The organism is Streptomyces albireticuli (genome assembly GCF_002192455.1).
GTDB classification, from domain to species: Bacteria; Actinomycetota; Actinomycetes; order Streptomycetales; family Streptomycetaceae; genus Streptomyces; species Streptomyces albireticuli_B.
Genome location: NZ_CP021744.1, coordinates 4,589,223 through 4,602,558 on the forward strand (window position 1 = coordinate 4,589,223; position 13,336 = coordinate 4,602,558).

Sequence of the window (13,336 nt, forward strand, 5' to 3'; positions counted from 1 at the left end):
TCCTACGAGCTGACGACCGCCGAGGGGCAAGGGCGCGGGCGGCAATCCAGCCACGCCGGTTACATTTGGCACGAATGGCCCCATCGGGTGGGTCGGAACTGCTAGGCGTGCGGACGTTCGGCTACGGACCGGGCGGCGGGTCCGGTTCCGGTCCTGGTGACCGGCCTGGTGACAGGTCCGGTGGCGGGTCCGGCGTCCGGGTCGGCCGGGCGCCGGTGGTCGGCGGAGCATCGGCGTCCGGGCCCTGGCGGCCCGACCCCGGCCCGACTCCCCGTTCGACTCGCTCGCTCTTCAGTTCGAAACGTCCGTCCCGTCCGTCCCCTCAGAGAAAGCCCGACCCCGTGCGTTCCCCGCGAACCCTCGCCCTGCCCCTCGGCGCCGCGGCCCTCGCCGCCGCCCTGGCGGCCGTGCTGCTGTGCGGGTGCGCCGAACCCGGCGGGCTGGAGATCAGTGGCCCCGCGCACAGCCCTCAGGCGGCCGCCGGCGATCCCGTCCTCGTCTCCGAGGGCCCGGGGAAGCCCCCGCTCCGCCGCCCGGCGGCCCTCTCTGTCTCGGAGACCGTCCGGCTGGCCGGCCTGCGCTGGCGGACCTGGGGCGGGCCCACCGCCGTGGCCGTCGGCCGGGTGGAGGGCGCCTGGTGCGGCCCCGGGTGTCAGGACGGGCCGCGCCGGGCGAAGGTCACGCTCAGCGGGCTCGTACGACAGGATCGTTCCGCCTACTACAGCCGCGTGACGGTCGACCCCGACGGAGCGCCCGCTGGCCGCTCCGCCCAGCCCCCCGCCGGCCTGCGCGGCCTCCGGCTCCACGTCCCCCAGCGTTAGCCGTCGAGGAGCCGCCAGCCATGGGACTGCGTACGAAGATCGGTGTGGCCATCACCGCCACGGCCGCCCTGGTCGCCGTCATCATGGGCCTCGTCGTGCACCACCGCACCGCCATGAACCAGCTGGAGACGGCCCGCGAGGCCATCGACACCCGGCTGGGCACGGCCGTCGAGGACCACGCGGCGGGCGTCGACCGGCCCCGGACGCTGATCAACCCCGAACGGATACCCGGGCCCCTGCGGGCCGCGATCGACAAGGGCAAGCGCGCCACGTACCTGGAGCGCGGCGGCCCCGAGCCGACGCTCTGGGCGGGCAGCCGGCTGGGCCACGACATCATCGTCGTCAAGCACCCCTACACCCGGCAGACGGAGAACCTCCGCAACCTCGACGAGGTCCTGTGGTGGGCGGGCGGCCTCGGCACGGCCTTCGCGTGCGTCGTGGGGGTGGGCCTCGCGACCGTGGCGGGCCGCCGTCTGAACGCCTCCGCGCGCACGGCCGAGCGGATAGCCCAGGGCGACCTCAGCGCCCGGCTGAGACCGCGCGGCGGCAAGGACGAGATCGCGCGGCTGACGGTCGCCGTCAACACCATGGCCGACGCGCTGGCCGCCCGGCTGACGGCCGAGCGCGAGGTGACCGCGAACATCGCGCACGAGCTGCGCACCCCGGTGGCCGGCCTGGTCGCGGCGGCGGCGCTGCTGCCGCCCGGCCGGCCCGCCGAGATGGTCCAGGAGCGGGCGCGGCGGGTGAGCGGCCTGATGGAGGACGTCCTGGAGGTCGCCCGGCTGGACGGCTCGGCGGAGCGCGCCGACACGGACGTACGGGCGCTGGGCGAGCTGACGCGGCGGGCGGTGCGGGGCACGGCGGTGCCGGTGGAGGCGGGCGGGGCCGAGGTCGCGGTCAAGATCGTCGCGGACGCCCTGGTCGAGACCGACGGGCGGCGCGTGGAGCGGATCCTGGCCAACCTGGTGACCAACGCGTTCCGGCACGGCCGGGCGCCGGTCGTCGTCGAGGTGGACGGCGGTGCGGTCCGGGTGCGGGACAGCGGGCCCGGCTTTCCGCCGGAGCTGCTCACGCGGGGTCCGCAGCGGTTCCGTACGGGATCCGGGTCGGGCCTGGGCCTGGGGCTGACGATCGCGGCGGGCCAGGCCAGGGTGCTGGGGGCGCGGCTGACGTTCGCGAACCCGGAGGGCGGGGGAGCGGAGGCGACGCTGGACCTCACGGAGGCGGTGCGGGGGCCGGACGGTGCCGGGGGCGCGGCTGAGGGGCCCGCGGACGCCGGGGCGTGAACGCGGGAGCGAACATGGGGGTGAACGCGGGGGCCAACGTGGGGGTGAACGCGGGCGTGGACATGCGGGCCGACGGGGTAGCCGCAAAAGTGGAACCGACAGTGGAACCGCCTGGAACCGACGGTTCCGGCGGAGTCCGGCGGAGACCGGACCCCGCCGGCGCGGACGTAGCAGGCAGGCACAGCCGGAGCAGCGGCAGCTGACGCGGCAGACGCATGGGAGCGGCCACGATGGACGAACACGTCCTGTTCATGAACGTCGACGGCCCTGGGGCGGGGCGGCACGCCCTCGACGCCCTGCGGCAGGCGCACGAGGACGGTGACATCCGCCTGCGCGAGGCCACGGTGATCAGCCGGGACGCGGACGGCAACCTGGAGTTCCCCGACTCCGAGGACCACACCGGCACGGCGCGCGGCTTCGCGGTGGGCGGCCTGGTCGGCGGGCTCGTCGGCATCCTCGGCGGCCCGCTCGGCATCATGATCGGCTTCGGCGCGGGCGGGCTGATCGGCGGCGCCCACGACGCGCGCGAGGCGACGGCGGCGAACGCGGCGGTGGAGATGCTGGCGGCGGAGGTGCCGCCGGGCAGCACGGTCCTGATCGCGGAGGTGGCGGAGGACCGGCCGGAGCTGGTGGACGACGCGCTGGAGCCGTACGGGGACGCGGTGGAGAGGTACCCGGCGGAGGGGGTGCGGCAGGCGGTGGAGGCGGCGATCGGGGAGAAGTGAGCCGGGGCCGCTCGTCGGGCCGTCACGCCTCGTCGGCCCGTCGGACCTCGTCGGATCGCCCTTCCTCGTCGGACCGTCAGACGAGGAAGGACTTGGCGAAGCACCGGCTGCTGTCGTGGAACCGGTACATGCCGAACTTCGGCTCGGCGGGCTCGTAACCGGAGGAGAGGTACAGGGCGATGGCCTCGGGCTGCATGACGCCGGTCTCCAGCACCATCCGGGTGCGCCCGGCCAGGCGCGCGTCGTCCTCCAGGGCCGCGAGGATCTTCCGGGCGAGCCCGCGCCCGCGCGCGCCCCGGACGACGTACATCCGCTTCAGCTCGGCGTCCCCGTCGGCGTAGCCCTCCTCGCCCGCCTCCTGGGACCGCCAGCCGCCGGTGGCGACGGGGGTGCCGTCCTCGTCGTAGGCGATGAGATATAGGCCACGCGGCGGGTCGAACTGCGCGGGGTCCATGGGGGAGAGGTCGCCGTCGCCGTAGCGCTCCACGTACTCCTGCTGCACCTGGTCAGTGAGCTTCACGGCGTCGGGGTGATCGTAAGCGGCAGTCACGATACGCATCGGAAAATCGTACGGGTGGACGGGTGGTCCGCGGCAGTGCTGTCTCGGAAGTCGGTATCGTGCCGGAATGCTCACCGTGACCTCTGTGAATGTGAACGGGCTGCGCGCCGCCGCCAAGAAGGGCTTCGTGGACTGGCTGGCGCAGACCGAGGCCGATGTCGTCTGCCTCCAGGAGGTGCGCGCCGAGGCCCACCAGCTCCCCGACGAGGTCCGGGAGCCGGCTGGCTGGCACACGGTGCACGCCCCGGCGGCGGCCAAGGGCCGCGCGGGCGTCTCCCTCTACTCGCGCCGGGAGCCGGAGGCGGTGCGGGTCGGCTTCGGCTCGGCCGAGTTCGACGGCAGCGGCCGCTACGCGGAGATCGACCTGCCCGGCGTCACGGTCGCGAGCCTCTACCTGCCGTCGGGCGAGGTGGGCACGGAGCGCCAGGACGAGAAGGAACGCTTCATGGCGGAGTTCCTGCCGTACCTGGTCGCGCTCCGCGCGCGGGCGGCGGCGGACGGCCGCGAGGTGATCGTCTGCGGTGACTGGAACATCGCCCACACCGAGGCCGACCTCAAGAACTGGAAGGCCAACCGCAAGAGCGCCGGCTTCCTCCCCGAGGAGCGCGCCTGGCTGACCCGCGTCTTCGACGAGGCGGCGTACGTGGACGTCGTCCGCGCCCTCCACCCCGGCGTCGAGGGCCCGTACTCCTGGTGGTCCTACCGCGGGCGCGCCTTCGACAACGACTCGGGCTGGCGGATCGACTATCAGGTCGCGACGCCGGGGATCGGGGAGCGCGCGGTGAAGGCGTACGTGGAGCGGGCGGCCAGCCATGACCAGCGGTGGTCGGACCACGCGCCCGTGACCGCCGTCTACGACCTGTAGACCGGCGAGCGGGCGGCGGGGCACGGTCCGGGCGCGTGCCCTGTACGCCCTCGCGCGCGGCGCCCACGTCACCGGCCTCGAACACCGCGCCGCCTACGAGTGCACCGATGCCGCCGAAGCCAAGGCGCTTCTGGAGGAAGCGTCCAACATCCGGCACATGGCGGCCCGCGCGGAACCCGGCCGGTGACCGGTGGGTTCATGGGCCCGCCCTGGTACGGACTGGACCTTCAGCCCGTACCAGGACCGGCGATCGTCGGCGCTTGCCGTGCCTCCCAGCCGATGGGGCGGCCCATCGACTACCTCGTCGCCACCCCGGGCCGCGCGGCCCGCACCCTGAAGGCCGTGGTGGAACGCGCGGCCTTGCGGGCGAGCAGTCACCGTCACCCGATCCCCGCACGGCTGCGTCCGCGCACGGGAAGGCGCCGCAACAAGATCCTTAGTCCGACACGCGCATAGTCGCGTCCTGGCATGGACGCCCACGCATAGGCCCTCGTAACGTCATCGGCAGTCGGTCCAACAGGGCCAGCAGCCAAGGGGGTTCGCATGCCCGGACACGCGGCGCTCACCCGTCTCACGGGTAACGGCAATGGTGAGTGCGGGGAAAAGGACTGCCCGAACGTGTACCGCACGACGACAGGATCGTTCGTAGTTCAGGGCAACGTGTCCGACGCCTTCACTCCGCCTCACGGTGAGGGGCTCGTGGAGGTTCCCGAGAGCGTTCTCAAGGAGGCATTCCGTGCTCTTGGCTGGTGAAGAGTGGAACAGGTGCTTCGACTCCATGCGGTCGGAGGCGTGGCGTCTGGAGACGCTGCCGGTCTACACCATGCCTCAAGAAGCCGAAAAGATGGACCGCTTCCTGGCCGGCGAGAAATCCCCCGACGACTACTGGTCGAGCTGGATGGGCGAGGTCCGGGAGTGGCGCAAGGAGGGTAAGAGGGCAGGCCGGGTGCACATCGTGACCCGCCCCCTCTCCGAATACCTGCGATTCGAGTTCGAGTATTACTACCGGCACCACGTCAAGGCCGGTGAGGACATCCGCATCCTCGATGTCACGGAACGGGAGAACCCGCTGCCGGGGGTCCGGGACTTCTGGATGTTCGACCGGTCCAAGGTGGTCCTCATGAATTACCGACCGGATGGCACACAGATCAGCCGCGAACTGCACGACGGAGACGTCAGTCGGTTCGTCGAATACCAGCGGATCGCAGTGTCCGAGTCGATTCCGTTCCTGGAGTACACGGGAGGGTGACGCTCCACCCCGAGCGGATGGGCCAGTCCAAGCAGGATCTGGCGGCCATGCTCAAGGACGTACGCAAGCGAGCCGGACTCTCCGGGGACCGGCTCGCCAAGCGCTGCAACATGTCTCAATCCAAGATCAGCAGAATCGAGAACGGGAAGGTCCTCGCCAGCATCATCGATGTCGAACGCATCCTGAGGGCGACCGATGCCCCACAGGAGCTGATCGATGAGGCGACGGCTCTCGCGAGGACCGCCCACACCGAATGGCAGGATCTGCGGTCGCTCCGCCGCCGAGGGCTCCACCAGAAGCAGCAGGAGCTGGCCGGCCTGGAATCCTCATCGTCCGAGTTCAGATACTTTCTGCTGTCGATGATCACTGGACTCCTCTCCACGCCGGAGTACATCAAAGCCAGCCTTTCCCACCTGCAAGGCGACCAGAGCAGGCTGATCGCGAAGAAGCTGGACCGTCAGGAGATCCTGTACGACACGACCAAGAAGTTCACGTTCATCCTGTCGGAATTGGCCGTCAAATGGCCTCTCGTCCCCGCCCCGGCGATGGCCATGCAGTTGGACCGGCTGGTCTCGGTGTCGAGACTTCCCCACGTGAAACTGGGAGTCGTCCCGGCCAGGGGGCACATTTCGGTGGCCCCGATGGACACCTTCACGATCTATGACACGACCCTGACCACAGTGGAGACGACTGCCGGGATTCGCGTCCTGCGGGACTCACGGGATGTGGCCGCACACCTGGAACTTTTTTCTGCCATGGAAAGACATGCTCTGTTCGGGGACGATGCCCGAACCTTCTTGAGAGAGTGCGCGGACGCCGCTCGTGATCTTTAAGCCAGGACGTGAATAGAGCTGGTCCTGCGACCGGGTCGGATCCACGATGTGGGGGCACTCCTGCGGAATCCGTCCCACACTCAGGAAGGCTCATTGTGACCGATCTGTACGGCCTGCCCCTCGACGGCGTCCGGTTCGCGAAGGCATGCGGCGGCAACACACATCCGGACGGCGAATCGTGCGTCACTCTCGCCCGTATCGGAGCCGGCGTCTACGCGTTCGGTGACAGCAAGCGGCCCGGCGCGGAGCCGCTGAGGTTCACTCTCGCGGAACTGGACGCGGCCGGTATCGATCCGGCCCGTTTCGGGCTCTCGGTCTGACCCTTCGATACGCGGCCCCCGCCTTCCCGCTCCGGGAGTGCGGGGGCCGCCTCCATCAGCGCTCCGGGAGGGGCTGCGGCTGTGCATTTCCACGGTTATCTCTGGGTGGGCGACAAAGCCGAGTTCGACAGGGAGAGTCTGCGGCGACCGCCTTGCCGGACGCCTCCGACGGACACCAGTCCGCCGGATGTGCGGGAGCGGTACCGACAGGCCACGGCGGAGTGGCGGGTGACCGGTCTGCCCCCGCTGGAGACGGCGTACTGGCTGGCGAAGCCCGCCGCACTGATCCAGGGCACGTGGGACGAGCCCAAGGAAGCCGCGGACTGGCTCGGGGAGCGGCTCGCGGAGTATGCGCCACGCTTCGGCTCGGCGGCGGATCGTGACACCGCCCGGCTCGCGGGGAGGACCGCTCATGCGGCCGCGACCCTCGCGTGGGGCGGGGACATCTCACTCGGCCACTACCTAGGGCGTCCGCTCTTCCTCAGCCTCGCCGTGGTGACCTGTTCGCCCAACCGCGCGCATCCTGAACTGGAATGCCCCCTCACCTGAGGGCCGATCGGTCGCCACCCACACCCGTCACGGCGCCACCCCGTCCGCGATCGCCCGAAGCGCCGCCAAGTGCCGTTCGTACACGGCTCTTCCCTCGTCCGTAAGGGTGAGCCAGGTCCGGGGACGACGGCCCACGCGGCCCTTCTGCACCGCCACCAGGCCCGCTTCCTCCAAGGCCGCGACCTGCTTGGAGAGGGTCGAATCGGTGACCTCGACCAGGTCGCGGACGAAGGCGAACTCCGCCTTGTCGACCCGGGACAGGGCCGCCGCCACGGAGAAGCGCACCGCGGAGTTGAGCAGGGGCTCCAGGGCGTGGCGAGGGTGCGTGCCACGCTGGTCGTTCCGGGAATCGGTCGTCATGGCCGGTGCCGCGTCTCAAGCCGGGCGCCCATCAGCGCACAGGCCAGGGCGGCGGCCGCCGCGAACGGCAGGCTGTCCTTGAAGACCGTGGTGCCGAGTGCGACGACGAGGCCGAACGTGACCGCCCAGGCGCCCACCACCAGGCCGTGCTTGACGCCGAATCCCCGGCGGACGACGCGCTGCCGGGCCGCGTAGACGCTCAGGCCCGTCACGAGGAGCGCGTTGGCGGCCGCGTAGACCATCGCCGAGGTGGCCCCGTGCCACAGCAGGGCCATCGGGACGAGCACCAACTGGCTCGCCGCGAACACCCGCAGGTAACGGGCGTACCAGCCGCTCCCGTCCCGGGCGGCCCGCTCCACGGCCGCCGCGCGGCCCAGCGCCCCCATGGCGTCGGCGACTTCGCTCATGACTCCCCTCACACCCTGACGATCTTCTCCTTTCCGAGATGGCTACTATTTTCCAATTTGGCAAGTACATACATGGGTCACTCGTTCTCATGACGGTCGTCTACGATCCGACCCAGTACACCCACCCAGGAGGACCCCGTACCGAAGCACATCTGGCCACAGTCCGCCGACCGGACCGGCCCCCCGGCGTTCGCCCTGGTCAACACCGACAACGACACGGATTGGGGCGTCTGCGCGGACGTGTCCGGGCTGTTCGTGGACCTGTACCACTGGCCCTACCGGCTCATCGGATGCGATCCCGCCGGCCCCTTGCGCGAGGCGCTGGCGGGTGGCTCGGCCCGGCTCGGCGACATCTGGGTGGCGCCGCGGCCCGACGAGCTGTGCCCCGAGGGGTCGGAGCGGATCGACCCCTGGCCCCTGCGGGACGTGCGGGTCGTCGAACACCGCCCCCACCCCGCGGACGCCTCGTTGTGGGACATCGTCATCGAGGGAGCGGACGACCACCTGAAACCGCCCGACGACCCGTACTTCGGGGCGGGGCTGATGCTGCACGACGAGTACGAACCGCTCGGGACGTGCGTGGACTTCGAAGAGATCGACCCACCGGACGACGAGCCGGAGCCTCCTCCCCTGCGGCTGATCGGCTGCGCCCCCGGCGCCGCGCTCCAGGAGGCCCTCGCCACCGGCACCCGGAGCGCGCTGCGGCTCGGAGAGGCACGCCTGGTGGTCCTGGACCGGACCGGCGCCGAGCTGGCCGACCGCTACGTCACCGCCGAGGTGGCCGCGTGGCGCCCGTCGGCACTCGGCCCCGGGCTGATCGACGTCGACCTCACCAACGCGCTCCGGGATCCGGTCCCGGCGCTCGCCCGGCCCCTCTGGGAGCGCCGGATCGGCGGCTGTCCGACGGAGCCCGACACCTGGGCCGGTTACGGGACCTCCGACCGCCAGGCGTGGCTGGACCTCGTACGGGAGAGTGGCTGCCGCGGCCGCGCCACCCCGGACCGCGCGGCCGGGACCGTCCACCGCATGGACGGGCGGCACATCACGGACGCGCCGGGCCTGTACCTGGCCCTCGGCGAGGCCGTCAACGGGCCCGGCGGGTACTTCGGCGGCTGCTTGGCGGCGGTGAGGGACTGCCTGAGGGGAAACTTCGGGGCGACAGCTCCCTTCACCCTCGTCTGGGAGGACTCCGGCGTCGCACGGCGGAGCCTGGCCCGGATGGTGAGCCCGCAGGGTGAGCGGTACAGCTACTTCGACGAGATGCTGCTCGAACTGGCGGAGGGGCGGGTGGAGGTCATCCTCCGCTGACAGCCGCCCGGCCGCGACAGCGGCCGCCGCGCGGCGCACTCCTTCACCGCCCGCGCATCCCCGCCTTCGGCGCAAACAAAGCGTTTGATCGGGCGGTATCCGGCTTCTTCTGCGGCACCGCGTCGCTTCTTGCTTCAATCGCCTTGCGCACAGCGCCCGTTCCCGGAACCCCGAGGACCGGAGCCGCCACCGCACACCGCACCACCGCACACCGCACCACTGCACACCGCACCACCGCGCACCGCACCACCGCGCACCGCACACCCGGCCACCCCCGTCGTGTGGGCCGTACTTACGGCATGGGTCCGCCCACACGATCGCCGCCGTCGTCAGCCGGGCCGGGCAGGTCCCGGTTCGTCGGCGGCGCCGTGCGCACCGAGCCATTCGTCGAGTTCGGTGCGCACGCGCCGGTCCATGGCCATGGCCACCTCCGCCTCCACGACCGTGTTGGTGAGGGGGCGTAGCCGGCTCAGGGTGTCGGTGATGCGGGCGAGTTCGGCTGGGGGTACGGGGCGGCCCGCGGCGGCGCGGGTGAGGGCGTCCGCCAGGACGTGGGTGCGGATGAGGGTCGTGAAGGTCTCCGCGAGGGCGTCGGCGTGGGCGCGGACCTCGCGGCCGGCGGCGAGCACCGCGGCCAGCGGGACGCCGTGGGCCACCAGGGCCGTCGAGGCGTCGAGCAGGCGGCGGCTGATGTGGACGAGCTCGTCGCCCTCCAGCCGGAGGTAGCCGATGTCCACGGAGGCCGCGAGGTTCTCCGGGGTGACCTCACCCGGGAAGCGGTCGGCCAGTTCCGCCGGGGTGAGCCGGACCGCGGTCTCCTCCGACCACGGGACGGTGATCGCCGCGCCCGCCAGGCCGAGGAGCTCCCCGACGTCCCGGCCGCACTCGAACGCCGTGAGCAGCTCGGCGATGCCGCCCAGCGTGTGGCCGCGCTCCAGGAGCGCCGCGATCGCCCGCAGCCGGGCCAGGTGGCGCCCGCCGTACCAGGCGATGCGGCCCTCCCGGCGGGGCGGCGGGAGCAGTCTGCGCTCGCGGTAGAAGCGCACCGTGCGGACGGAGACACCGGCCGCCTCGGCCAGCTCCGCGACCCGGTACTCGCGCCCCTCGGGCACGGCGGCACCGCTCGCCGGCACGGGCCCGGAGGCGTCCTCGTCACTCGCCACGCCCGCAGCCTATGCCTTTACGTCCACGGGGGAAGCCCCTCCGAACCGTCGGTAACTTCCTTGTCCCCGGCCCCTATCGCTCCTCCGCCCACTGTCCTACGCTCCCACCGTGCCAGCAATCACTGGCACGGTCGACGCGAGAGACCGGAAGGCGGCGGCATGGCCGAGCACGAGCACGAGCACACACGGGTGGCGGTGATCGGGTCCGGATTCGGCGGCCTCGGAGCGGCCGTGCGATTGCGCCGCGAGGGCATCACCGACTTCGTCGTCCTGGAGCGGGCCGACTCGATCGGCGGCACCTGGCGGGACAACTCCTACCCCGGCTGCGCCTGCGACGTCCCCTCCCATCTCTACTCCTTCTCCTTCGCCCCCAACCCCCGCTGGCCCCGCAACTTCTCCGGCCAGCCGCACATCCGCGCCTACCTGGAGCACGTCGCCGACACCTTCGGCATCCGCCCGCACCTGCGCCTCGGCTGCGAGGTGCGCGGCCTGCGCTGGGACGCCGGGCGGCTGCTCTGGGAGATCGACACCGCCGCCGGCCCGCGCACCGCCGACGTCGTCGTCTCCGCCTGCGGCCCGCTCTCCGACCCCAGCGTCCCCGACGTGCCCGGCCTGGACACCTTCCCCGGCAAGGTCTTCCACTCCTCCCGCTGGGACCACTCCTACGACCTGCGCGGCAAGCGGCTCGCCGTCGTCGGCACCGGGGCCTCCGCCATCCAGATCGTCCCGGCCGTCCAGCCCGAGGTGCGCCGGCTGACGCTCTTCCAGCGCACCCCGCCCTGGGTGCTGCCCCGCGCCGACCGGCGGATCACCGCCGCCGAGCGCTGGCTGCACACCCACGTGCCCCCGACCCGCACCCTGCGCCGCGGGTTCCTCTGGGGCGTCCGCGAGGCCCAGGTCAGCGTCTTCACCAAGCGCCCGGAGCGGTTCGGCCTGGTCGAGAACGTCGCCCGGGCGCATCTGCGCAAGGCCGTCAAGGACCCCGCGCTACGGGCCGCGCTCACCCCCGACTACCGCATCGGCTGCAAGCGGATCCTGCTCTCCAACGACTACTACCCGGCCCTCACCCGGCCCAATGTGGACGTCGTGACCTCCGGCCTCGCCGAGGTCCGCGGCTCGACGCTGATCGCCGCCGACGGCACGGAGACGGAGGCCGACGCCCTCGTCTTCGGCACCGGCTTCCGGGTGACCGACGTGCCGATGGCCGCGCACGTGACCGGCGTCGACGGGGTCACCCTCGCCGAGGCGTGGAAGGGCGGCATGGCCACCCTGCGCGGCGCCAGCGTGCCCGGCTTCCCCAACTTCCTGATGGTCCTCGGCCCCAACACCGGCCTCGGCAACAGCTCGATGATCCTGATGATCGAGTCCCAGCTGAACTACCTGGCCGACTACATGCGGCAGTTGGACACCCTCGGCGGCCGCGCCGCGCTCGACGCCCGCCGCTCCGCCATGGGCGTCTGGAACCGCGGCCTCCAGTCGCGGATGCGGCGCACGGTCTGGAGCACCGGCGGCTGCCGGAGCTGGTACCTGGACGCGGAGGGCCGCAACACCACCCTCTGGCCGGACACCACCTCCGCGTTCCGCCGCGCCACCCGGCGCGTCGACCTCACCGAGTACCAGCTGCTGCGGGCGCCCAGGGCCCGCAGCGCCGCACCCGCGCCCTCACCCGTCACGGAGGCAGCGCGATGAGAGGACGTATCGCCCTGGAAGGCCAGGTCGCCGTGGTGACCGGGGCCGCCCGCGGGGTCGGGGAACAGCTCGCCCGGAAGCTTTCCGCGCGGGGCGCCAAGGTCGCGCTCGTCGGCCTGGAGCCCGAGGAGCTGCGCCGCGTCGCCCGCTCGCTGCACGAGGACGCGGCCCACTGGCACGCCGACGTCACCGACCACGAGGCGATGGCCGAGGTCGCCGCCGAGGTCAAGGCCCGCTTCGGCAAGGTGGACATCGTCGTCGCCAACGCGGGCGTCGCGTCCGGCGGGCCCTTCGCCGACTCCGACCCGGAGACCTGGCGCCGCGTCATCGAGGTCAACCTCATCGGCAGCGCGGTCACCGGGCGCGCCTTCCTGCCCGTCCTGTCCGAGAGCCGCGGCTATCTGCTCCAGATCGCCTCCCTCGCCGCCCTCGCACCCGCGCCCATGATGACCGCGTACTGCGCCTCGAAGTCCGGCGTCGAGGCGTACGCGCACTGCCTGCGCGCCGAGGTCGGCCACAAGGGCGTACGGGTCGGCGTCGGCTACCTCACCTGGACCGACACGGACATGGTGCGCGGCGCCGACGAGAACGAGGTGATGCGCGAGCTGCGGCAGCGCCTGCCGTGGCCGCTGAACCGCACCTATCCGCTGGGCCCGGCCGTCGACCGGCTGGTCACCGGCATCGAGCGGCGCTCGGCCCACGTCTACGGTCAGGGCTGGCTGCGCGGCATGCAGCCGGTGCGCGGCCTGCTGCCCGGCCCCCTCGCGCTGGGCGCCCGGCGCGAGATGCGCCGCTTCGGGCCGCTGCTCGAAGGGGCGCGGGCCGGGCTGGTGGGCGCGGGCGGCGCGGCGGACGAGAAGGCCCGTACGGAGCGTCCGAGGCGCGAGCGTAGCGTTCCGTAATCGTCCGATATGCGTGCCGTGGGGGTGCGTGCCACGCTGATCCGGGGCGCTCATCCGCCCCATCCCCCACCCCGCTAGGAGTGAACCAGCATGGGCATCAAGGACGAGATGCAGGCCAAGGCCCAGCAGGCCAAGGAGAAGCTACAGGGCAAGCAGGACGAGGCGAAGCAGCGCGGCCAGAGCGAGCAGGAACGGCTCCGCCAGCGCGCCGACGAGGCCCGTCAACAGGGTCAGCGGTCCTTCGACGACATACAGGACGAGATGGACGACCGCCGGTAGGACGTAGCAGAAGCGAGAAGT

At 72.1% G+C, this 13,336-nt stretch carries 17 protein-coding genes; 13 read left to right on the forward strand and 4 right to left on the reverse strand.

Annotated features, from left to right (window positions below; translation table 11 throughout):
• Positions 1–341: 341 nt before the first annotated feature.
• The 3 genes from SMD11_RS19900 to SMD11_RS19910 all read left to right on the forward strand — a co-directional run bounded on the left by SMD11_RS19900 (position 342) and on the right by SMD11_RS19910 (position 2,832).
• Positions 342–821 carry a hypothetical protein gene (locus tag SMD11_RS19900; protein ID WP_087927727.1) on the forward strand — a complete coding sequence of 160 codons (480 nt, stop codon included), beginning with the start codon at positions 342–344 and terminating at the stop codon, positions 819–821.
• Positions 822–841: 20 nt separating this feature from the next.
• Positions 842–2,107 (forward strand): sensor histidine kinase, encoded by a 1,266-nt coding sequence (locus tag SMD11_RS19905; protein WP_087927728.1) that lies wholly within the window; start codon positions 842–844, stop codon positions 2,105–2,107.
• Between the two features lie 230 nt (positions 2,108–2,337).
• Complete coding sequence (locus tag SMD11_RS19910) at positions 2,338–2,832, forward strand: DUF1269 domain-containing protein (RefSeq protein ID WP_159395326.1); 495 nt, start codon at positions 2,338–2,340, stop codon at positions 2,830–2,832.
• Between the two features lie 76 nt (positions 2,833–2,908).
• Here the strand turns inward: SMD11_RS19910 and SMD11_RS19915 are convergent, their stop codons facing one another.
• On the reverse strand, positions 2,909–3,391 hold the full coding sequence (locus tag SMD11_RS19915; RefSeq protein WP_087927730.1) for a GNAT family N-acetyltransferase: 483 nt from the start codon (positions 3,389–3,391) through the stop codon (positions 2,909–2,911).
• Between the two features lie 67 nt (positions 3,392–3,458).
• On the opposite strand from SMD11_RS19915, the gene SMD11_RS19920 reads away from it, so the two are divergent.
• From SMD11_RS19920 to SMD11_RS19945, 6 genes are all read left to right on the forward strand, one after another.
• Positions 3,459–4,256 (forward strand): exodeoxyribonuclease III, encoded by a 798-nt coding sequence (locus SMD11_RS19920; RefSeq protein WP_087927731.1) that lies wholly within the window; start codon positions 3,459–3,461, stop codon positions 4,254–4,256.
• A 543-nt stretch (positions 4,257–4,799) separates the two neighbouring features.
• Positions 4,800–5,009: a hypothetical protein gene (locus SMD11_RS36460; protein WP_087927732.1), complete on the forward strand. Its 210-nt coding sequence runs from the start codon at positions 4,800–4,802 to the stop codon at positions 5,007–5,009.
• Entirely contained in the window at positions 4,993–5,505 is a 513-nt protein-coding gene (locus SMD11_RS19930) for a DUF6879 family protein (RefSeq protein WP_087927733.1), read from the forward strand. Before SMD11_RS36460 ends, SMD11_RS19930 begins: the two co-directional genes overlap by 17 nt.
• Positions 5,502–6,338: a helix-turn-helix domain-containing protein gene (locus SMD11_RS19935; RefSeq protein WP_087927734.1), complete on the forward strand. Its 837-nt coding sequence runs from the start codon at positions 5,502–5,504 to the stop codon at positions 6,336–6,338. The genes SMD11_RS19930 and SMD11_RS19935 overlap by 4 nt, the downstream gene beginning before the upstream one ends.
• Positions 6,339–6,433: 95 nt before the next feature.
• Entirely contained in the window at positions 6,434–6,658 is a 225-nt protein-coding gene (locus SMD11_RS19940; protein WP_087927735.1) for a DUF397 domain-containing protein, read from the forward strand.
• A gap of 81 nt (positions 6,659–6,739) precedes the next feature.
• Entirely contained in the window at positions 6,740–7,207 is a 468-nt protein-coding gene (locus SMD11_RS19945; RefSeq protein WP_087927736.1) for a hypothetical protein, read from the forward strand.
• 27 nt (positions 7,208–7,234) lie between these two features.
• Here SMD11_RS19945 and SMD11_RS19950 read toward each other — a convergent pair whose 3' ends face one another.
• Positions 7,235–7,567 (reverse strand): winged helix-turn-helix domain-containing protein, encoded by a 333-nt coding sequence (locus SMD11_RS19950; RefSeq protein ID WP_087927737.1) that lies wholly within the window; start codon positions 7,565–7,567, stop codon positions 7,235–7,237.
• Positions 7,564–7,974: a hypothetical protein gene (locus SMD11_RS19955; protein WP_087927738.1), complete on the reverse strand. Its 411-nt coding sequence runs from the start codon at positions 7,972–7,974 to the stop codon at positions 7,564–7,566. Before SMD11_RS19955 ends, SMD11_RS19950 begins: the two co-directional genes overlap by 4 nt.
• 240 nt (positions 7,975–8,214) lie before the next feature.
• Here SMD11_RS19955 and SMD11_RS19960 point away from each other — a divergent pair, with 240 nt between their 5' ends.
• Positions 8,215–9,282, forward strand: coding sequence for a barstar family protein (locus tag SMD11_RS19960; protein ID WP_087927739.1), 1,068 nt, complete (start codon positions 8,215–8,217; stop codon positions 9,280–9,282).
• Between the two features lie 329 nt (positions 9,283–9,611).
• Here SMD11_RS19960 and SMD11_RS19965 read toward each other — a convergent pair whose 3' ends face one another.
• The gene (locus SMD11_RS19965; RefSeq protein ID WP_199844077.1) at positions 9,612–10,415 is read right to left on the reverse strand and encodes a MerR family transcriptional regulator; all 804 of its coding nucleotides are present in this window, start codon (positions 10,413–10,415) and stop codon (positions 9,612–9,614) included.
• A gap of 189 nt (positions 10,416–10,604) precedes the next feature.
• Here SMD11_RS19965 and SMD11_RS19970 point away from each other — a divergent pair, with 189 nt between their 5' ends.
• From SMD11_RS19970 to SMD11_RS19980, 3 genes are all read left to right on the forward strand, one after another.
• Positions 10,605–12,134 (forward strand): flavin-containing monooxygenase, encoded by a 1,530-nt coding sequence (locus tag SMD11_RS19970; RefSeq protein WP_087927740.1) that lies wholly within the window; start codon positions 10,605–10,607, stop codon positions 12,132–12,134.
• Positions 12,131–13,036: an SDR family oxidoreductase gene (locus SMD11_RS19975; RefSeq protein WP_087927741.1), complete on the forward strand. Its 906-nt coding sequence runs from the start codon at positions 12,131–12,133 to the stop codon at positions 13,034–13,036. The genes SMD11_RS19970 and SMD11_RS19975 overlap by 4 nt, the downstream gene beginning before the upstream one ends.
• A 90-nt stretch (positions 13,037–13,126) precedes the next feature.
• Entirely contained in the window at positions 13,127–13,315 is a 189-nt protein-coding gene (locus SMD11_RS19980; protein ID WP_087927742.1) for a hypothetical protein, read from the forward strand.
• Positions 13,316–13,336: the final 21 nt, after the last annotated feature.

Bases quoted from the DNA above. Each gene is read 5' to 3' on its own strand.
- SMD11_RS19905 (WP_087927728.1), top strand. From the start codon at position 842: ATGGGACTGCGTACGAAGATCGGTGTGGCCATCACCGCCACGGCCGCC.
- SMD11_RS19910 (WP_159395326.1), top strand. From the start codon at position 2,338: ATGGACGAACACGTCCTGTTCATGAACGTCGACGGCCCTGGGGCGGGG.
- SMD11_RS19915 (WP_087927730.1), bottom strand. From the start codon at position 3,391: ATGCGTATCGTGACTGCCGCTTACGATCACCCCGACGCCGTGAAGCTC.
- SMD11_RS19920 (WP_087927731.1), top strand. From the start codon at position 3,459: ATGCTCACCGTGACCTCTGTGAATGTGAACGGGCTGCGCGCCGCCGCC.
- SMD11_RS36460 (WP_087927732.1), top strand. From the start codon at position 4,800: ATGCCCGGACACGCGGCGCTCACCCGTCTCACGGGTAACGGCAATGGT.
- SMD11_RS19950 (WP_087927737.1), bottom strand. From the start codon at position 7,567: ATGACGACCGATTCCCGGAACGACCAGCGTGGCACGCACCCTCGCCAC.
- SMD11_RS19955 (WP_087927738.1), bottom strand. From the start codon at position 7,974: ATGAGCGAAGTCGCCGACGCCATGGGGGCGCTGGGCCGCGCGGCGGCC.
- SMD11_RS19970 (WP_087927740.1), top strand. From the start codon at position 10,605: ATGGCCGAGCACGAGCACGAGCACACACGGGTGGCGGTGATCGGGTCC.
- SMD11_RS19975 (WP_087927741.1), top strand. From the start codon at position 12,131: ATGAGAGGACGTATCGCCCTGGAAGGCCAGGTCGCCGTGGTGACCGGG.
- SMD11_RS19980 (WP_087927742.1), top strand. From the start codon at position 13,127: ATGGGCATCAAGGACGAGATGCAGGCCAAGGCCCAGCAGGCCAAGGAG.